Annotated in this window: 12 protein-coding genes; 9 read left to right on the top strand and 3 right to left on the bottom strand. The window is 61.4% G+C overall.

The window, feature by feature from the left end:
* The first annotated feature begins 28 nt into the window (after positions 1–28).
* The 8 genes from gloB (at position 29) to M2397_RS14405 (ending at position 10,872) form a co-directional block, all read left to right on the top strand.
* The gene (gloB, locus tag M2397_RS14440) at positions 29–796 is read left to right on the top strand and encodes a hydroxyacylglutathione hydrolase (RefSeq protein WP_145337271.1); all 768 of its coding nucleotides are present in this window, start codon (positions 29–31) and stop codon (positions 794–796) included.
* 98 nt (positions 797–894) lie between these two features.
* A complete protein-coding gene (locus tag M2397_RS14435) occupies positions 895–2,310 on the top strand; it encodes a lytic transglycosylase domain-containing protein (protein WP_184745836.1) in 1,416 nt (471 codons plus the stop codon).
* A 149-nt stretch (positions 2,311–2,459) separates the two neighbouring features.
* Positions 2,460–4,289 carry an extracellular solute-binding protein gene (locus tag M2397_RS14430; RefSeq protein ID WP_259243753.1) on the top strand — a complete coding sequence of 610 codons (1,830 nt, stop codon included), beginning with the start codon at positions 2,460–2,462 and terminating at the stop codon, positions 4,287–4,289.
* On the top strand, positions 4,286–6,130 hold the full coding sequence (locus M2397_RS14425) for an extracellular solute-binding protein (protein ID WP_131700644.1): 1,845 nt from the start codon (positions 4,286–4,288) through the stop codon (positions 6,128–6,130). Before M2397_RS14430 ends, M2397_RS14425 begins: the two co-directional genes overlap by 4 nt.
* Positions 6,131–7,207 carry a microcin C ABC transporter permease YejB gene (locus M2397_RS14420; protein ID WP_027606500.1) on the top strand — a complete coding sequence of 359 codons (1,077 nt, stop codon included), beginning with the start codon at positions 6,131–6,133 and terminating at the stop codon, positions 7,205–7,207.
* 1 nt (position 7,208) lies between these two features.
* Complete coding sequence (locus tag M2397_RS14415) at positions 7,209–8,228, top strand: ABC transporter permease (protein ID WP_053134921.1); 1,020 nt, start codon at positions 7,209–7,211, stop codon at positions 8,226–8,228.
* A gap of 1 nt (position 8,229) precedes the next feature.
* The gene (locus M2397_RS14410) at positions 8,230–9,843 is read left to right on the top strand and encodes an ABC transporter ATP-binding protein (RefSeq protein WP_131700642.1); all 1,614 of its coding nucleotides are present in this window, start codon (positions 8,230–8,232) and stop codon (positions 9,841–9,843) included.
* Positions 9,844–9,984: 141 nt separating this feature from the next.
* Positions 9,985–10,872: an AraC family transcriptional regulator gene (locus tag M2397_RS14405; RefSeq protein WP_131700641.1), complete on the top strand. Its 888-nt coding sequence runs from the start codon at positions 9,985–9,987 to the stop codon at positions 10,870–10,872.
* On the opposite strand, the gene M2397_RS14400 is transcribed toward M2397_RS14405, so the two are convergent.
* Positions 10,814–11,401, bottom strand: a complete 588-nt coding sequence (locus M2397_RS14400) for a LysE family translocator (RefSeq protein WP_131700640.1) — start codon at positions 11,399–11,401, stop codon at positions 10,814–10,816. The two genes, M2397_RS14405 and M2397_RS14400, sit on opposite strands and share 59 nt — an antisense overlap.
* Before the next feature lie 98 nt (positions 11,402–11,499).
* On the bottom strand, positions 11,500–12,384 hold the full coding sequence (locus tag M2397_RS14395) for an NAD(P)/FAD-dependent oxidoreductase (protein WP_259243750.1): 885 nt from the start codon (positions 12,382–12,384) through the stop codon (positions 11,500–11,502).
* Between the two features lie 144 nt (positions 12,385–12,528).
* Here M2397_RS14395 and M2397_RS14390 point away from each other — a divergent pair, with 144 nt between their 5' ends.
* Complete coding sequence (locus tag M2397_RS14390; RefSeq protein ID WP_092488675.1) at positions 12,529–12,966, top strand: Rrf2 family transcriptional regulator; 438 nt, start codon at positions 12,529–12,531, stop codon at positions 12,964–12,966.
* Here the strand turns inward: M2397_RS14390 and M2397_RS14385 are convergent.
* Positions 12,963–13,592: a ribonuclease T2 family protein gene (locus M2397_RS14385; protein WP_131700638.1), complete on the bottom strand. Its 630-nt coding sequence runs from the start codon at positions 13,590–13,592 to the stop codon at positions 12,963–12,965. The two genes, M2397_RS14390 and M2397_RS14385, sit on opposite strands and share 4 nt — an antisense overlap.
* Positions 13,593–13,598 lie beyond the last annotated feature (6 nt).

The following is a 13,598-nucleotide window of genomic DNA, read 5'->3' as shown; positions in this document are numbered from 1 at the left end:
CAATGTGTTCAGCTTGGCGAATCGAAGAATGATACAGATCAGTGCCCTGCCCGCCTTCACCGACAACTACATCTGGTTGTTGCAGGACCAGCAAACCCAACGTTGCGCCGTGGTCGATCCCGGCGATGCCACGCCGGTACTGGCCTGGCTCAAGCAAAACCCGACGTGGACCCTCAGCGACATCCTGATTACCCACCATCACCACGATCATGTCGGGGGTGTCGAGCAACTCAAGCGTGTGACTGACGCCAAGGTGTACGGTCCGGCCAACGAGCCGATCCCGGCGCGGGACACCGCCCTGCAGGATAACGACCGCATCAGCGTGCTGGGCTGGGACTTCGACGTCTATGCCGTGCCCGGCCACACCCTGGGCCATATCGCCTTCTACCACCAGGGCGTGCTGTTCTGTGGCGACACCCTGTTCGCCGCCGGCTGTGGCCGCCTGTTCGAGGGCACGCCGGAGCAGATGCACACCTCCCTCGAGCGCCTGGCCGCCCTGCCCGCTGACACCCTGGTGTACTGCACCCACGAATACACACAAAGTAACCTCAAGTTTGCCCAGGCGGTGGAACCGCAGAATGCCGACATCTCCGAACGGGTGGAAAACGTCCGTCAACTGCGGGCCCGCGGCGAGATAACGCTGCCTTCCAACCTGGCCCTGGAAAAGCGTACCAACCCCTTCCTGCGTACCTCTGAAACATCTGTTAAACAAAAAGCGGACGAACGGAATGGCCGTGACAACCGCTCTGGGGCCGAGGTATTTGCTAGCTTGAGGGCATGGAAAGATAAGTTCTAAAGGGATGCAATCTGATACGTAATTTCTGAACGGTTGACCGGAACCCAAGTGCTTTCTAGAATCGCCCGACATTTTTGCCCGGAACTTACTTCCAGCCAATGTCGTCATCTATTCGTAAATCCAACCATTCAGACGCATTGACCCGCCTGGCTCAAGCTGTGGCGGTGGCTGTGTCCGCCACGCTGGCGGGCTGCCAATCGACCAATTTCGCCGCACAATCCACCGTGCAACCCAAGCCCAACCTTGCCGCCAAGATCAAACAGAAACCCGTCATCTGGCTTTCAGAGAAACCTGCTCCAGAAGTGCCCCAGGACGTCTGGGAACGCATGCGCCGGGGCTTTCAATTGCAGGACAACGTGGGCGTCAACCCGCGTATCGAGCAACAGCGCCTGTGGTTCGCCAGCAACCCGTCCTTCCTGGAGAACGCCGGTGAACGCGGCAGCCTCTACATTCATTACATCGTCGAGCGCCTTGAAGAACGCAACATGCCACTGGAGCTGGCGCTGCTGCCAGTGATCGAAAGTGCCTACAATCCGATGGCCTATTCGCGCAGCGATGCCGTCGGCCTGTGGCAGTTCATCCCCTCCACCGGCCGCTACTTCAACCTGCGCCAGACCCGCGCCTACGACGGCCGCCGCGACATCACCGCCTCCACCACCGCCGCCCTGGACTATCTGACCCGTCTGCACGATATGTTCAACGGCGACTGGTTGCTGGCCCTGGCCGCCTATAACGCCGGCGAAGGCACGGTAAGCCGGGCCATCGAGCGCAACGAGAAGCTCGGCCTGCCCACCGACTACTGGAACCTGCCCCTGCCCCAGGAAACCAAAGACTACGTGCCCAAGTTTCTGGCGCTGTCCCAGGTGGTGCTGGCACCCGAAGCTTACGGCGTCAACCTGAACCCGATTGCCAACACGCCGTACTTCGAAGTGGTTGAAGTCAAGCAAAGCATGGATCTGTCCCGGGTTGCCGCGCTGGCCGAGATCGACGAAGACGAACTGTTCCAGCTCAACCCCGCCCTCAAGCAACGCACCACCCTGGATGGCCCGCAGCATCTGCTGGTCCCCAGTTCCAAGGCGCAATTGCTCACCAGCACTCTTTCGACGATGAAGCCGGAAGAATTGCTGGCGATGCGCCCGAAAAAACAGGTGTTCGACGAAGTCGAGACCGCACGGGTGGCCGGGCGTACTCGCAGCTACAAGGTGCGCAATGGCGACAATCTCACGCTGATCGCCAAGGCGAACAAGGTCGATGTGCACGACCTGCAGCGCTGGAACAAGCTCAACGGCCAGGCCCTCAAGGTCGGCCAGACCCTGGTGATGCAGGACACCCGCAAGCTGGTGGCCAAGGCCCACAGCAAGAAGCCGGTGCAGTACAAGGTCAAGAAGGGCGATTCGCTGTACATCGTCGCCAAGCGCTTCAACGTCGAGATGCAGCATCTCAAGCGTTGGAACCCGCGTACTGGCCAGGCGCTGAAGCCGGGGCAGATGCTGGTGGTTTCCGGGCCGCGCTAAGGTTTCAAGAACACTGTAGATCCAATGTGGGAGGGGGCAAGCCCCCTCCCACATTGGATCTACAGTGTTCCCAACCGGCTTTTTCCAACCGGAACAAGCTGTTACTGTACCGATCATAAAGCCCAAGCCGCCTGGATCGGATCCCTGACTTGAAGCGTCCCCTCCTTCTACTAATAAGTCTGGCCTTGAGCTTTGGTGCGAACGCGACGATAACCGAGAGCCACGGTTATACGCAGTTCGGCACGCTCAAGTACCCGGCCAAATTCACCCATTTCGATTGGGTAAACCCTGCAGCGCCGAAAGGCGGGACCTTGCGGGTCATGGCATTTGGCACCTTCGATACCCTCAACCCCTATACGTTCAAGGGCTCAAGCCCGGTTTCCACCCCCAACTTCCTGCAATACGGCGTCAATGAGCTGAACGAGCCGTTGATGGTCGGCACCGGTCAGTACGCGCCGTCCGGCGATGAACCGACCTCCAGCTATGGGCTGACTGCCCAGTCGGTGGAATACAGCGAGGACCGCAGTTGGGTGGTGTTCAACCTGCGCCCGGAAGCGCGCTTTCACGATGGCAAGCCGATCACCGCGTATGACGTGGCGTTTTCCTATCGCACCCTGCTGACCGAAGGCCACCCGCAGTACCGCACCAATCTGCAGGAAGTGGCGCGGGTGGACATCCTCAACCGTCATCGCATCCGCTTTGTGTTCAAGCGCGCCGGCAACCCGTTGCTGATCCTGCGCCTGGGCGAGTTGCCGGTATTGCCCCAACACTATTGGAAAAACCGCGACTTCAAGGCGACCACCTTCGAACCGCCCCTGGGCAGCGGGCCGTACCGCATCAGCAAGGTCACCCCTGGACGCCAGTTGGTGTTTGAACGGGTCAAGGATTACTGGGGCAAAGACTTGCCGGTCAACCAGGGCTTCTATAACTACGACAAGGTCGAAGTGGAGTTCTATCGCGACAGCGACGTAGCCTTCGAAGCGTTCAAGGCCGGCGAGTTCGACATTTACATCGAGCACCAGGCCAAGAACTGGGCCAATGGCTACAACTTCCCAGCAATCAACCGTGGCGAGGTGATCAAGGCGCAGATCGCCCACCAGATCCCGACCCAGAGCCAGGGCCTGTTCATGAACACCCGGCGACCGACCTTCAGTCAGACCAAGGTGCGTGAAGCCCTGGGGCTGATGTTCGACTTCGAGTGGACCAACCGCACCCTCTTCAGCAGCGCCTACAAACGCACGCTCAGCTACTACCCCAACAGCGAATTCGCCGCTACCGGTGTTCCAACCGGCCATGAATGGCTGATGCTCTCCCCGTACCGCGAACAGCTGCCGCCCAACCTGTTTACCCAAGCCTTCAGCCTGCCCCAGACCGATGGGCGCGGCATCCCCCGTGAAACCCTGCGCCGTGCCCTGGCGCTGCTGGGCGAAGCCGGGTGGAAGTTGTCGGGCCAACGCCTGCTCAACAAGGACGGGCAACCGCTGCGCTTCGAGATACTGCTGGTCAACCCGAACCTGGAGCGCATCCTGCAGCCCTATGTCGAGAACCTGATCAGCATCGGCATCGACGCACGCCTGCGCACCGTCGACCGCGCCCAGTACAAGCAACGCCTGGATCAATTCGACTTCGACATGATCCTGATCACCCTCAACCAGACCTTGAGCCCCGGCCTGGAGCAGTGGCAGTACTTCCACTCCAGTCAGGCCGCGATCAAGGGCAGCAAGAACTATGCGGGCATCGCCAACCCCATTGTCGATCACCTGCTGGAACAACTCCTGGCGGCCCAGACCCGCGAAGAACAACTGGCTGCCGGCCGCGCCCTGGACCGGGTGCTGCTGTGGCAGCACTACAGCATTCCCAACTGGTACCTCAACTATCATCGCCTGGCGTACCGCAACCGGTTCGCCTTCGTCGCCACGCCGCCCTACAGCCTGGGCCTGAGGGCGTGGTGGCTGAAAGCTTCGGAGAAAGCCCAATGATGTATTTGCGCAACGTACTGCTCGGCAGCCTGTTGCTGTGCACCACGGCCCACGCCGCCCCGCAACACGCACTGACGCTGTACAACGAGCCGCCGAAATACCCCGCCGACTTCAAGCACTTCGACTACGTCAACCCGGATGCGCCCAAGGGCGGCACTTTCCGCGAGTCGAGCATGGGCGGCTTCGACAGCCTCAACCCGTTTATCAGCAAGGGCGTGCCCGCCGACAATGTCAGCCTGATCTACGACACCCTGGCCATGCAGAGCCTGGACGAACCCATCACCGAGTATGGCCTGGTCGCCGGCAAGATCGAAAAAGCCCCGGACAACAGCTGGGTGCGTTTCTACCTGCGCCCCGAGGCGCGTTTCCACGACGGCCACCCGATCCGTGCCGAAGACGTGGTGTTCACCTTCCAGGAACTGATCAAGGAAGGCTCGCCGATCTACCGCACCTACTACGCCGATGTCGATGAAGTGATCGCCGAAGACCCCCTGCGGGTGCTGTTCAAGTTCAAGCGCACCAACAACCGCGAATTGCCACTGATCCTCGGGCAACTGCCGGTGCTGCCCAAGCATTGGTGGGCCACGCGGGACTTTGCCAAGGGCAACTTGGAAGTGCCCCTGGGCAGCGGGCCGTACAAGGTGGCCGAGGTCAAGGCCGGGCGCATGATCCGCTACGAGCGGGTCAAGGACTACTGGGCCAAGGACCTGCCGATCACCAAGGGTTTCTACAATTTCGATAACCGCATCACCGACTACTACCGCGACAGCACCGTGTCCCTGGAAGCCTTGAAGGCCGGGCAGTTCGACTACTGGCTGGAATTCAGCGCCAAGAACTGGGCCAACGCCTACAACATTCCGGCCGTGACCGAGGGCCGGTTGATCAAGGAAGAAATTCCCAACGGCAACCCCACCGGCATGCAAGGTTTTGTGTTCAATACACGCAAGCCGATGTTCCAGGACGTGCGCGTGCGCAAGGCCATCAGCCTGTTGCTGGACTTCGAATGGAGCAACAAACAGCTGTTCAACGGCGCCTACACCCGCACCCGCAGTTACTTCGAAAACTCCGAAATGGCCGCCACCGGCCTGCCCGGCCCGGATGAGCTGAAAATCCTCGAACCCCTGCGCGACAAAATCCCGGCCGAAGTCTTCACCCAGGCCTTCGAGCCGGCCAAAACCGACGGCAGCGGCATGATCCGCGCCCAGCAACGCGAGGCCTACCAACTGCTGCAGGAGGCCGGCTGGCGCATCGTTGACGACAAGATGGTCGACACCACAGGCAAACCGGTGACCATCGAGTTCCTGCTGGCCCAGACCGAGTTCGAGCGCATCCTGCTGCCCTTCAAGCGCAATCTGGCGGACCTGGGCATCGACCTGGTGATCCGCCGGGTGGACGTCTCGCAGTTCGTCAACCGTGTGCGTTCCCGGGACTTCGACATGATGGTGGGCAGCTTCCCGCAGTCCACTTCGCCGGGTAACGAACAACGGGAGTTCTGGAAGTCTTCCAGCGCCGACAAACCTGGCAGCCGTAACTACATGGGCCTCAAGGACCCGGCAGTCGACCAACTGGTGGAAGAACTGATCGACGCCGACTCGCGCAAAAGCCTGATCGCCCATGCCAGGGCCCTGGACCGTGTGCTGCAGTTCGGCTACTACGTGATCCCCAATTGGCACATCAAGACCTTCCGCGTGGCGTACTGGGACCACCTCGGCCATCCGAAAACCCCGCCGCGCTATGACGTGGGCACCGCCACCTGGTGGGCAAAACCCAACGTAAAATCTGCCGTCACCTCAGACGCGAACACAAACACCAGCGCCGATGCGGCGAGCGGAGGCGATTAAATGCTGGCCTATATTGTTCGCCGCCTGTTGCTGATCATCCCGACGCTGTTCGGGATCCTGCTGATCAACTTCATCATCATCCAGGCCGCCCCCGGTGGCCCGGTGGAGCAGATGATCGCCAAGCTCGAAGGCTTTGAAGGCGCCACCAGCCGCATTGCCGGCGGCGGCGCCGAAGTCTCGGTGGCCGGTTCCAGCAGCTATCGCGGCGCCCAGGGCCTGGACCCGGCGCTGATCAAGGAAATCGAAAAGATGTACGGCTTCGACAAATCGGCGCCGGAACGCTTGTGGATCATGGTCAAGAACTACGCCCGGCTGGATTTCGGCGACAGTTTCTTCCGTGACGCCAAGGTCATCGACCTGATCAAGGAAAAGATGCCGGTATCGATCTCCCTGGGGTTATGGAGCACGCTGATCATGTACCTGGTGTCGATCCCACTGGGGATCGCCAAGGCCACGCGACATGGCAGCCATTTCGATGTGTGGACCAGTTCGGCAATCATCGTCGGTTATGCGATCCCGGCGTTCCTGTTTGCGATCCTGCTGATCGTGGTGTTTGCCGGCGGCAGTTATTTTGACTGGTTTCCCTTGCGCGGGCTCACGTCCAACAACTTCGATGAGTTGAGCTGGGGCGGCAAGGTGCTCGATTACTTCTGGCACCTGGCGTTGCCCATCACCGCGCTGGTGATCGGCAACTTCGCGACCATGACGCTGCTGACCAAGAACAGCTTTCTCGACGAGATCAACAAGCAATACGTGATCACCGCCAAGGCCAAGGGCCTGACCAACCACCGCGTGCTCTACGGTCATGTGTTCCGTAACGCGATGCTGCTGGTGATCGCCGGGTTCCCGTCGGCGTTCATCGGGATTTTCTTCACCGGCTCGTTGCTGGTGGAAGTGATCTTCTCCCTCGACGGCCTGGGCCTGATGAGCTTTGAAGCGGCGATCAACCGCGACTACCCGGTGGTGTTCGGCACACTGTTCATTTTCACCCTGCTGGGGCTGGTGGTGAAACTGATCGGCGACCTCACCTACACCCTGGTCGATCCGCGTATCGACTTCGCCAGCCGGGAGCATTGAGATGAACCTGTCCCCCCTCAATCGCCGCCGGTTCGAGCGGTTCAAGGCCAACAAGCGTGGCTGGTGGTCGCTGTGGCTGTTCCTGATCCTGTTCGGGCTGAGCCTGGGCGCGGAGCTGATCGCCAACGACAAGCCACTGGCGGTGCACTACGACGGCGACTGGTATTTCCCGGCGCTCAAGCGCTACCCGGAAACCACCTTCGGCGGCGAGTTCCCGCTGGAAGCCAACTACAAGAGCCCGTATATCCAGGAACTGCTCAAGGCCAAGGACGCCTGGACCTTGTGGGCGCCGATCCCGTTCAGCTACCAGAGCATCAACTACGACCTGAAGGTACCGGCCCCCGCGCCGCCTTCGAGCGTCAACCTGCTGGGCACTGACGACCAGGGCCGCGATGTGCTGGCGCGGGTGATCTACGGCTTCCGAGTGTCGGTGCTGTTTGCCCTGACGTTGACCGTGCTCAGCTCGATCATCGGCGTGATCGCCGGGGCCTTGCAGGGCTTCTATGGCGGTTGGGTCGACCTGGCCGGACAGCGCTTCCTGGAAATCTGGTCCGGCTTGCCGGTGCTGTACCTGCTGATCATCCTCGCCAGCTTCGTGCAACCGAACTTCTGGTGGCTGCTGGGGATCATGCTGCTGTTTTCCTGGATGAGCCTGGTGGACGTGGTGCGCGCCGAGTTCCTGCGCGGGCGGAACCTCGAATACGTGCGCGCGGCCCGGGCACTGGGGATGCAAAACGGCGCGATCATGTTCCGCCACATCCTGCCCAATGCCATGGTCTCGACCATGACCTTCATGCCGTTCATCCTCACCGGCGCCATCGGCACCCTGACCGCCCTGGATTTCCTCGGCTTTGGCCTGCCGGCCGGTTCGCCCTCGCTGGGGGAGCTGGTGGCCCAGGGCAAATCCAACCTGCAGGCACCATGGCTGGGCATGAGCGCGTTTGCCGTGCTGGCGATCATGTTGAGCTTGCTGGTGTTTATCGGCGAGTCCGCTCGCGATGCCTTTGACCCGAGGAAATGAGATGAATCAGGACAATCTGATCGAAATCCGCGACCTCTCCGTCGAGTTCGTCACGGGCGAGCATCACCACCGCGTGGTCAACAACGTCAGCTTCGATATCAAGCGCGGCGAAACCCTGGCCCTGGTCGGCGAAAGCGGCTCCGGCAAATCGGTGACCGCCCACTCGATCCTGCGCCTGCTGCCCTACCCGCTGGCCCGACACCCGTCCGGCACCATCACCTATTCCGGGCAAGACCTGCTGACCCTCAAGGAAAAGACCCTGCGGCATATTCGCGGCAACCGCATCGCGATGATCTTCCAGGAGCCAATGACGTCGTTGAACCCGCTGCACTGCATCGAGAAACAGATCAACGAAGTGCTGGGCCTGCACAAGGGCCTGACCGGCAAGGTCGCGACCCGGCGCACCTTGGAGTTGCTGGAGCTGGTGGGCATCCCCGAGCCGCACAAACGGCTCAAGGCTCTGCCCCACGAACTGTCGGGCGGCCAGCGCCAGCGGGTGATGATCGCCATGGCCCTGGCCAATGAGCCAGAGCTGTTGATCGCGGATGAGCCGACCACGGCCCTCGACGTCACCGTGCAGTTGAAGATCCTGGAGTTGCTCAAGGAGTTGCAGGCACGCCTGGGCATGGCCTTGCTGCTGATCAGCCACGACTTGAACCTGGTGCGACGCATTGCTCACCGCGTCTGCGTGATGCAACGAGGTTGCATCGTCGAACAGGCCGAGTGCGAGACGCTGTTCCAGTCGCCCCAGCATCCATACACCCAGGAACTGCTGGCCGCGGAACCCAGTGGTGGACCGGCCACCAACGAAGTCGGGCCGCCGCTGCTGGAAGTGGACGATTTGAAAGTCTGGTTCCCGATCAAGAAAGGCTTCTTGCGCAACACCGTCGATTACGTCAAAGCGGTGGATGGGATCAACTTCAGCCTGCCCCAGGGCCAGACCCTGGGCATCGTCGGCGAAAGCGGCTCGGGCAAATCCACCCTGGGCCTGGCGATCCTGCGCTTGATTGCCAGCAAGGGCGGGATTCGTTTCGAAGGCCAGCAGTTGGACACGCTGACCCAGCAACAGGTGCGCCCGTTGCGCCGGGAAATGCAGGTGGTGTTCCAGGACCCGTTCGGCAGCCTGAGCCCACGCATGTGCGTCAGCGAGATCGTCGGCGAAGGCCTGCGCATTCACAAGATGGGCACGCCAGCCGAGCAGGAAGCAGCGATTATCGCAGCGCTCAAGGAGGTCGGCCTGGACCCTGAATCACGCCATCGCTACCCCCACGAATTCTCCGGCGGCCAACGCCAACGTATCGCCATCGCCCGTGCGTTGGTGCTCAAGCCACGCCTGATCTTGCTGGACGAACCGACCTCGGCGCTGGACCGCACGGTACAACGTCAGGTCGTGGAATTGCTGCGCAGCCTGCAGGCCAAGTACAACCTGACCTACCTGTTTATCAGCCATGACCTGGCGGTGGTGAAGGCGCTGAGTCACCAACTGATGGTGGTCAAGCAGGGGCAGGTGGTGGAACAGGGCGATGCGCGGACGATCTTTGCCGATCCTCAGCATTCGTATACGCGCCAACTGCTGGAGGCTGCCTTTCTGGTGCCGTGCCCAGAGCCGCTCTGAGCGATCTGCACGCCCACGTCCCGCGTGGGTGTGCCGCACAATCGGATCACTGCGTGCCCCCCTGCCAAGCCAACGGCTACACAAACGCCAGGGTCTGTGCAACGATCCGTTACTGATCTTGATTGCCCTGGAGTCGTGCCCATGACGCTGACCGCCCCTTGCCCCGCCGCGCCGCGCTTCTGGCGCGACGAGCGCCTGCCGTTCATCGAAGCGCGCACCATCGCCGACGGGCGCAAGGTCACTTATACCCGTCACGCCCATGAGCATTTTTCCATCGGCGCGATCACCACCGGGCGCAGCTATTACCATTACGGCGCCGATACATTCCAGATCAGCGCCGGCACCGTGGTACTGATGAACCCGGGCGATGTGCATGCGTGCAACCCTATCCACGACCAGCCATGGTCCTATCACATGCTCTACCTCGACACGCCCTGGCTGACCGAATTGCAGTACCAATTGGGCTTCAGCACCGACCAGGGTTATCGCGCTTTCAATACGCCGCATACCCGTGACCCGCTGCTGTACAGCGGCTTGCTGGCGTTGTACCGGATGCTGGTGAATGAGCAGGCCGAGCTCCTGCAAAAGCAAAGCGCGTTGGTGAGTTACTTCAGCGAAGTCCAGCAGCGCCTGAACCCTTCACCCACACCGATGCGCGAGGTCAACCAAAAACTGGAGCGTGCCGCCGAGTACATCCGTGTGCACTGCACCGAGGCGTTGAAACTCGAAGATATCTGCCTGGCGGCCGAACTGTCGCCGTCGTACCTGATCCGCGCCTTCAAGCAGTACTACGGGCTGACACCCCATGCGTTCCTGGTCAACCAGCGCATCCAGTTTGCCCGCACCCGGCTGCGCAATGGCGAGTTGATCGCCGATGTGGCCCTCGCTGCGGGATTTGCCGACCAGGCGCACTTCCAGCGCACCTTCAAACAGCATTTTGCCGCCACCCCAGGGCAATACCGCGAGGTGCTCAAGCCATCAGCAAATAACCCACACTGGCCACCAGCAACGCGGCCATTGAGCGGTTGAACAGGCGCACGCCGTGGGGATTGTCCAAGTAGCGGCGCAGAAAGGTCCCGGCATAGGCCCAGCACGCCACCGACAGGTAGCAGATCACCAGGTAGAGGCTGGCAAACAACCAGACCTGCGCCGCGTCGCCGTCGGCCACAAACAAGCCCATCCCCGCCACGCAGGCCAGCCAGGCCTTGGGGTTGAGCCACTGCATGATCGCGCCGTAGAGCATCGACGGCGCGGTCGCGCCGCCCTCCGCGTCGAGCCGACCGTCATCCACCGCCAGTTTCCAGGCCATGTACAGCAGGAAAGCCACCCCACCCCACTGGATCAGTTGGGTCAGGATGGGCCAGCGCAGCAGCACCTCGTGCAAACCCAGGCCGATCAGTACCAACAGCAAGGTAAAGCCAACGGCGGCACCGAACACATGCTTCTGGCTGGCGACAAAACCGAAGCGCGCGCCTGAACTCAGGGCGACCACATTGACCGGTCCCGGCGTGATGGACGTGGCCAGGGCGAAGGCGGCCATGGAAATGATCAAGCTCATTGCGGTTCCCTTTTTATGATGAGGCGTAAACAGGGCTCCACGGTATAAGGCCCGCGCGCAGCGGTATTGAACAAAATGCCCCTGCGGCGGCAATGGCTTCACGCGTTGATCAACGAGAAATGTGCGCCCACCCCGGCGCGTACGCCCTCGCCCACAGCCAGCGCCACGGACCCGGCGGCGAGGGATGCATCACCACAGGCAAACACGCCGGGCACCGAGGTCTGGCGAGTGTCGTTGGTGTGCAGGTAAGGCCCGGTGGGGCCGTCGGTCAATTCACAGCCCAGTTGTTCGGCCAACGGACCGATGCGCGTGCGGGACATGGTGAAGATCCCGTCGAGGTTGAACACCCTGCCATCGTGCAATTCCAGGTCGGCACGCTCGCCGCTGATACGCCGCACGCCAGCTTTTTCCACGCTGACCCCACGTCGATCCAACTGCGCCTGTTGCTCGGCATCCGGGGTAAACACACCATTGGTGAACAAGGTGGTGGTGCCCCAGTCCGGCAGCATCAGCGCGTGGTGCATCGCCAGGGGTGAGGTTGCCAGGACGCCGATACGGCCTTGGTCCAGTTCATAGCCATGGCAGTAGGGGCAATGGAACACTCGCGTCCCCCAGCGCTCTTTCAAGCCTTCGACCGCCGGCAGTTCATCCACCACTCCGGTGGCGAGGATCAGGCGTCTGGCGTGAAACGTACCGCTATGTTCGGTACGTACTCTGAAACCCTCAGCCTGTGGGTTGACCTGAACCGCACTGCCCTGCACCCAGGTGACCGTCGGATATTCCATCAACTGGCTGCGCCCTTCGGCCGCAATGACCTCCGGCGCCTGGCCGTCCTGGCCGAGAAACCCGTGGGAGGTGGCGGCAAACCGGTTGCGCCGCTGCCCCGCATCGATCACCAGCACCTGGCGCCGCGCCCTTGCCAATTGCAGGCCCGCAGACAGGCCGGCATAGCTGCCGCCCACGATAATCACGTCGTACATCATGAAAGTGACTCCATGTTGTGTGCACGGGGTTATCCGCGCACTTTCACGACACACCATAAGTTACATAAAAATAGACCGTCAAGTGTCTCGCAACTTTTCGGGTTACGAACGATACTTTCGACTGACCCAACCTGAGGCTGATCGATGAGAAACGACACGCGCCTGTCGCGCATGCTCCACGTGCTGATCCATATGGGCCGCCATGAAGAACGCGCCACCTCGGAGACCATCGCGCAGATGCTGGGCACCAACCCGGTGGTGGTGCGGCGCACCCTGGGGCTGCTCAAGGAGAAAGGGTATGTGCGTTCGGAAAAGGGCCATCAGGGCGGCTGGAGCCTGGGCAAACCACTGAGTGAAATCACTCTGCTGGACATTCACAACGCCCTGGGCACGCCCTCGATATTCGCCATCGGCCTGTCCACCGATCACCCCGAGTGCCTGGTGGAGCAGGCAGTGAATGCAGCGCTCACGGATGCCTTCGAACAAGCCCAGGCACTGCTGTTGAAACGACTGGGCAAGGTCACCCTGGCGCAGTTGGCCGAAGACTTTGACGAGCGCTACCGCGTGGCAATGCTGCCTTAGCGCTGCGTGGGGATGCGGATATCGCCGTCACGGCACTGAGTTTTTACGCTGCGCGGGCAGCCGGCGAAGGCCAAGTCTTTAGTCAGGCACACACGCACCTCCGACAGCACCTTGCCTTTGCAGATCACCGCCAGCCCATGGTTGCCCATGCGCGGGTTGCTCTCGCGAAACAGCGCCTCGATCTCGCGGGCCGGCAACGACGCCGGCGTGTTGAACGGTTGCAGTTGTTGCGGAATGGTAACCACGCCCAACGCCGTATCGGTTTTCTCCAAGTACGCCAGCGGCTCCAGCCCGCTGCAGGTGCCGTGCTTGGCCCATTCGTGCTTGAGCAGCGAGCGCGTCGGGAACAGCGCCGCGCCCTTGTCCATCTCTTCGCGGCTCAACCGTGATTGCGGCGCGCAAGAGGCCGGCCACCCTCCGCGCGCGTATTGCGGCCACAAACCGTGCAGCACAAAGCCGTAGCCCTTGCCCGAACACTGTTCGTTGTCCGGGTGCGTCAGGCAGAAGGTCGGCGACCATGACAACGACAACACATAAAAATCAAATTCCCCAGGCGTCCCTTGGTTACGCGGGGCTGCCATTGCCGTTGTGGCAAGTGCCAGCCACAGGACCATCCAGTATTTCATTCAGCG

The sequence above is a fragment of the Pseudomonas sp. BIGb0381 genome (assembly GCF_024809815.1).
GTDB lineage: Bacteria > Pseudomonadota > Gammaproteobacteria > Pseudomonadales > Pseudomonadaceae > Aquipseudomonas.
The sequence above is the reverse complement of the archived record's forward strand: the minus strand, read 5'-3'. Positions and strand labels throughout refer to the sequence as shown.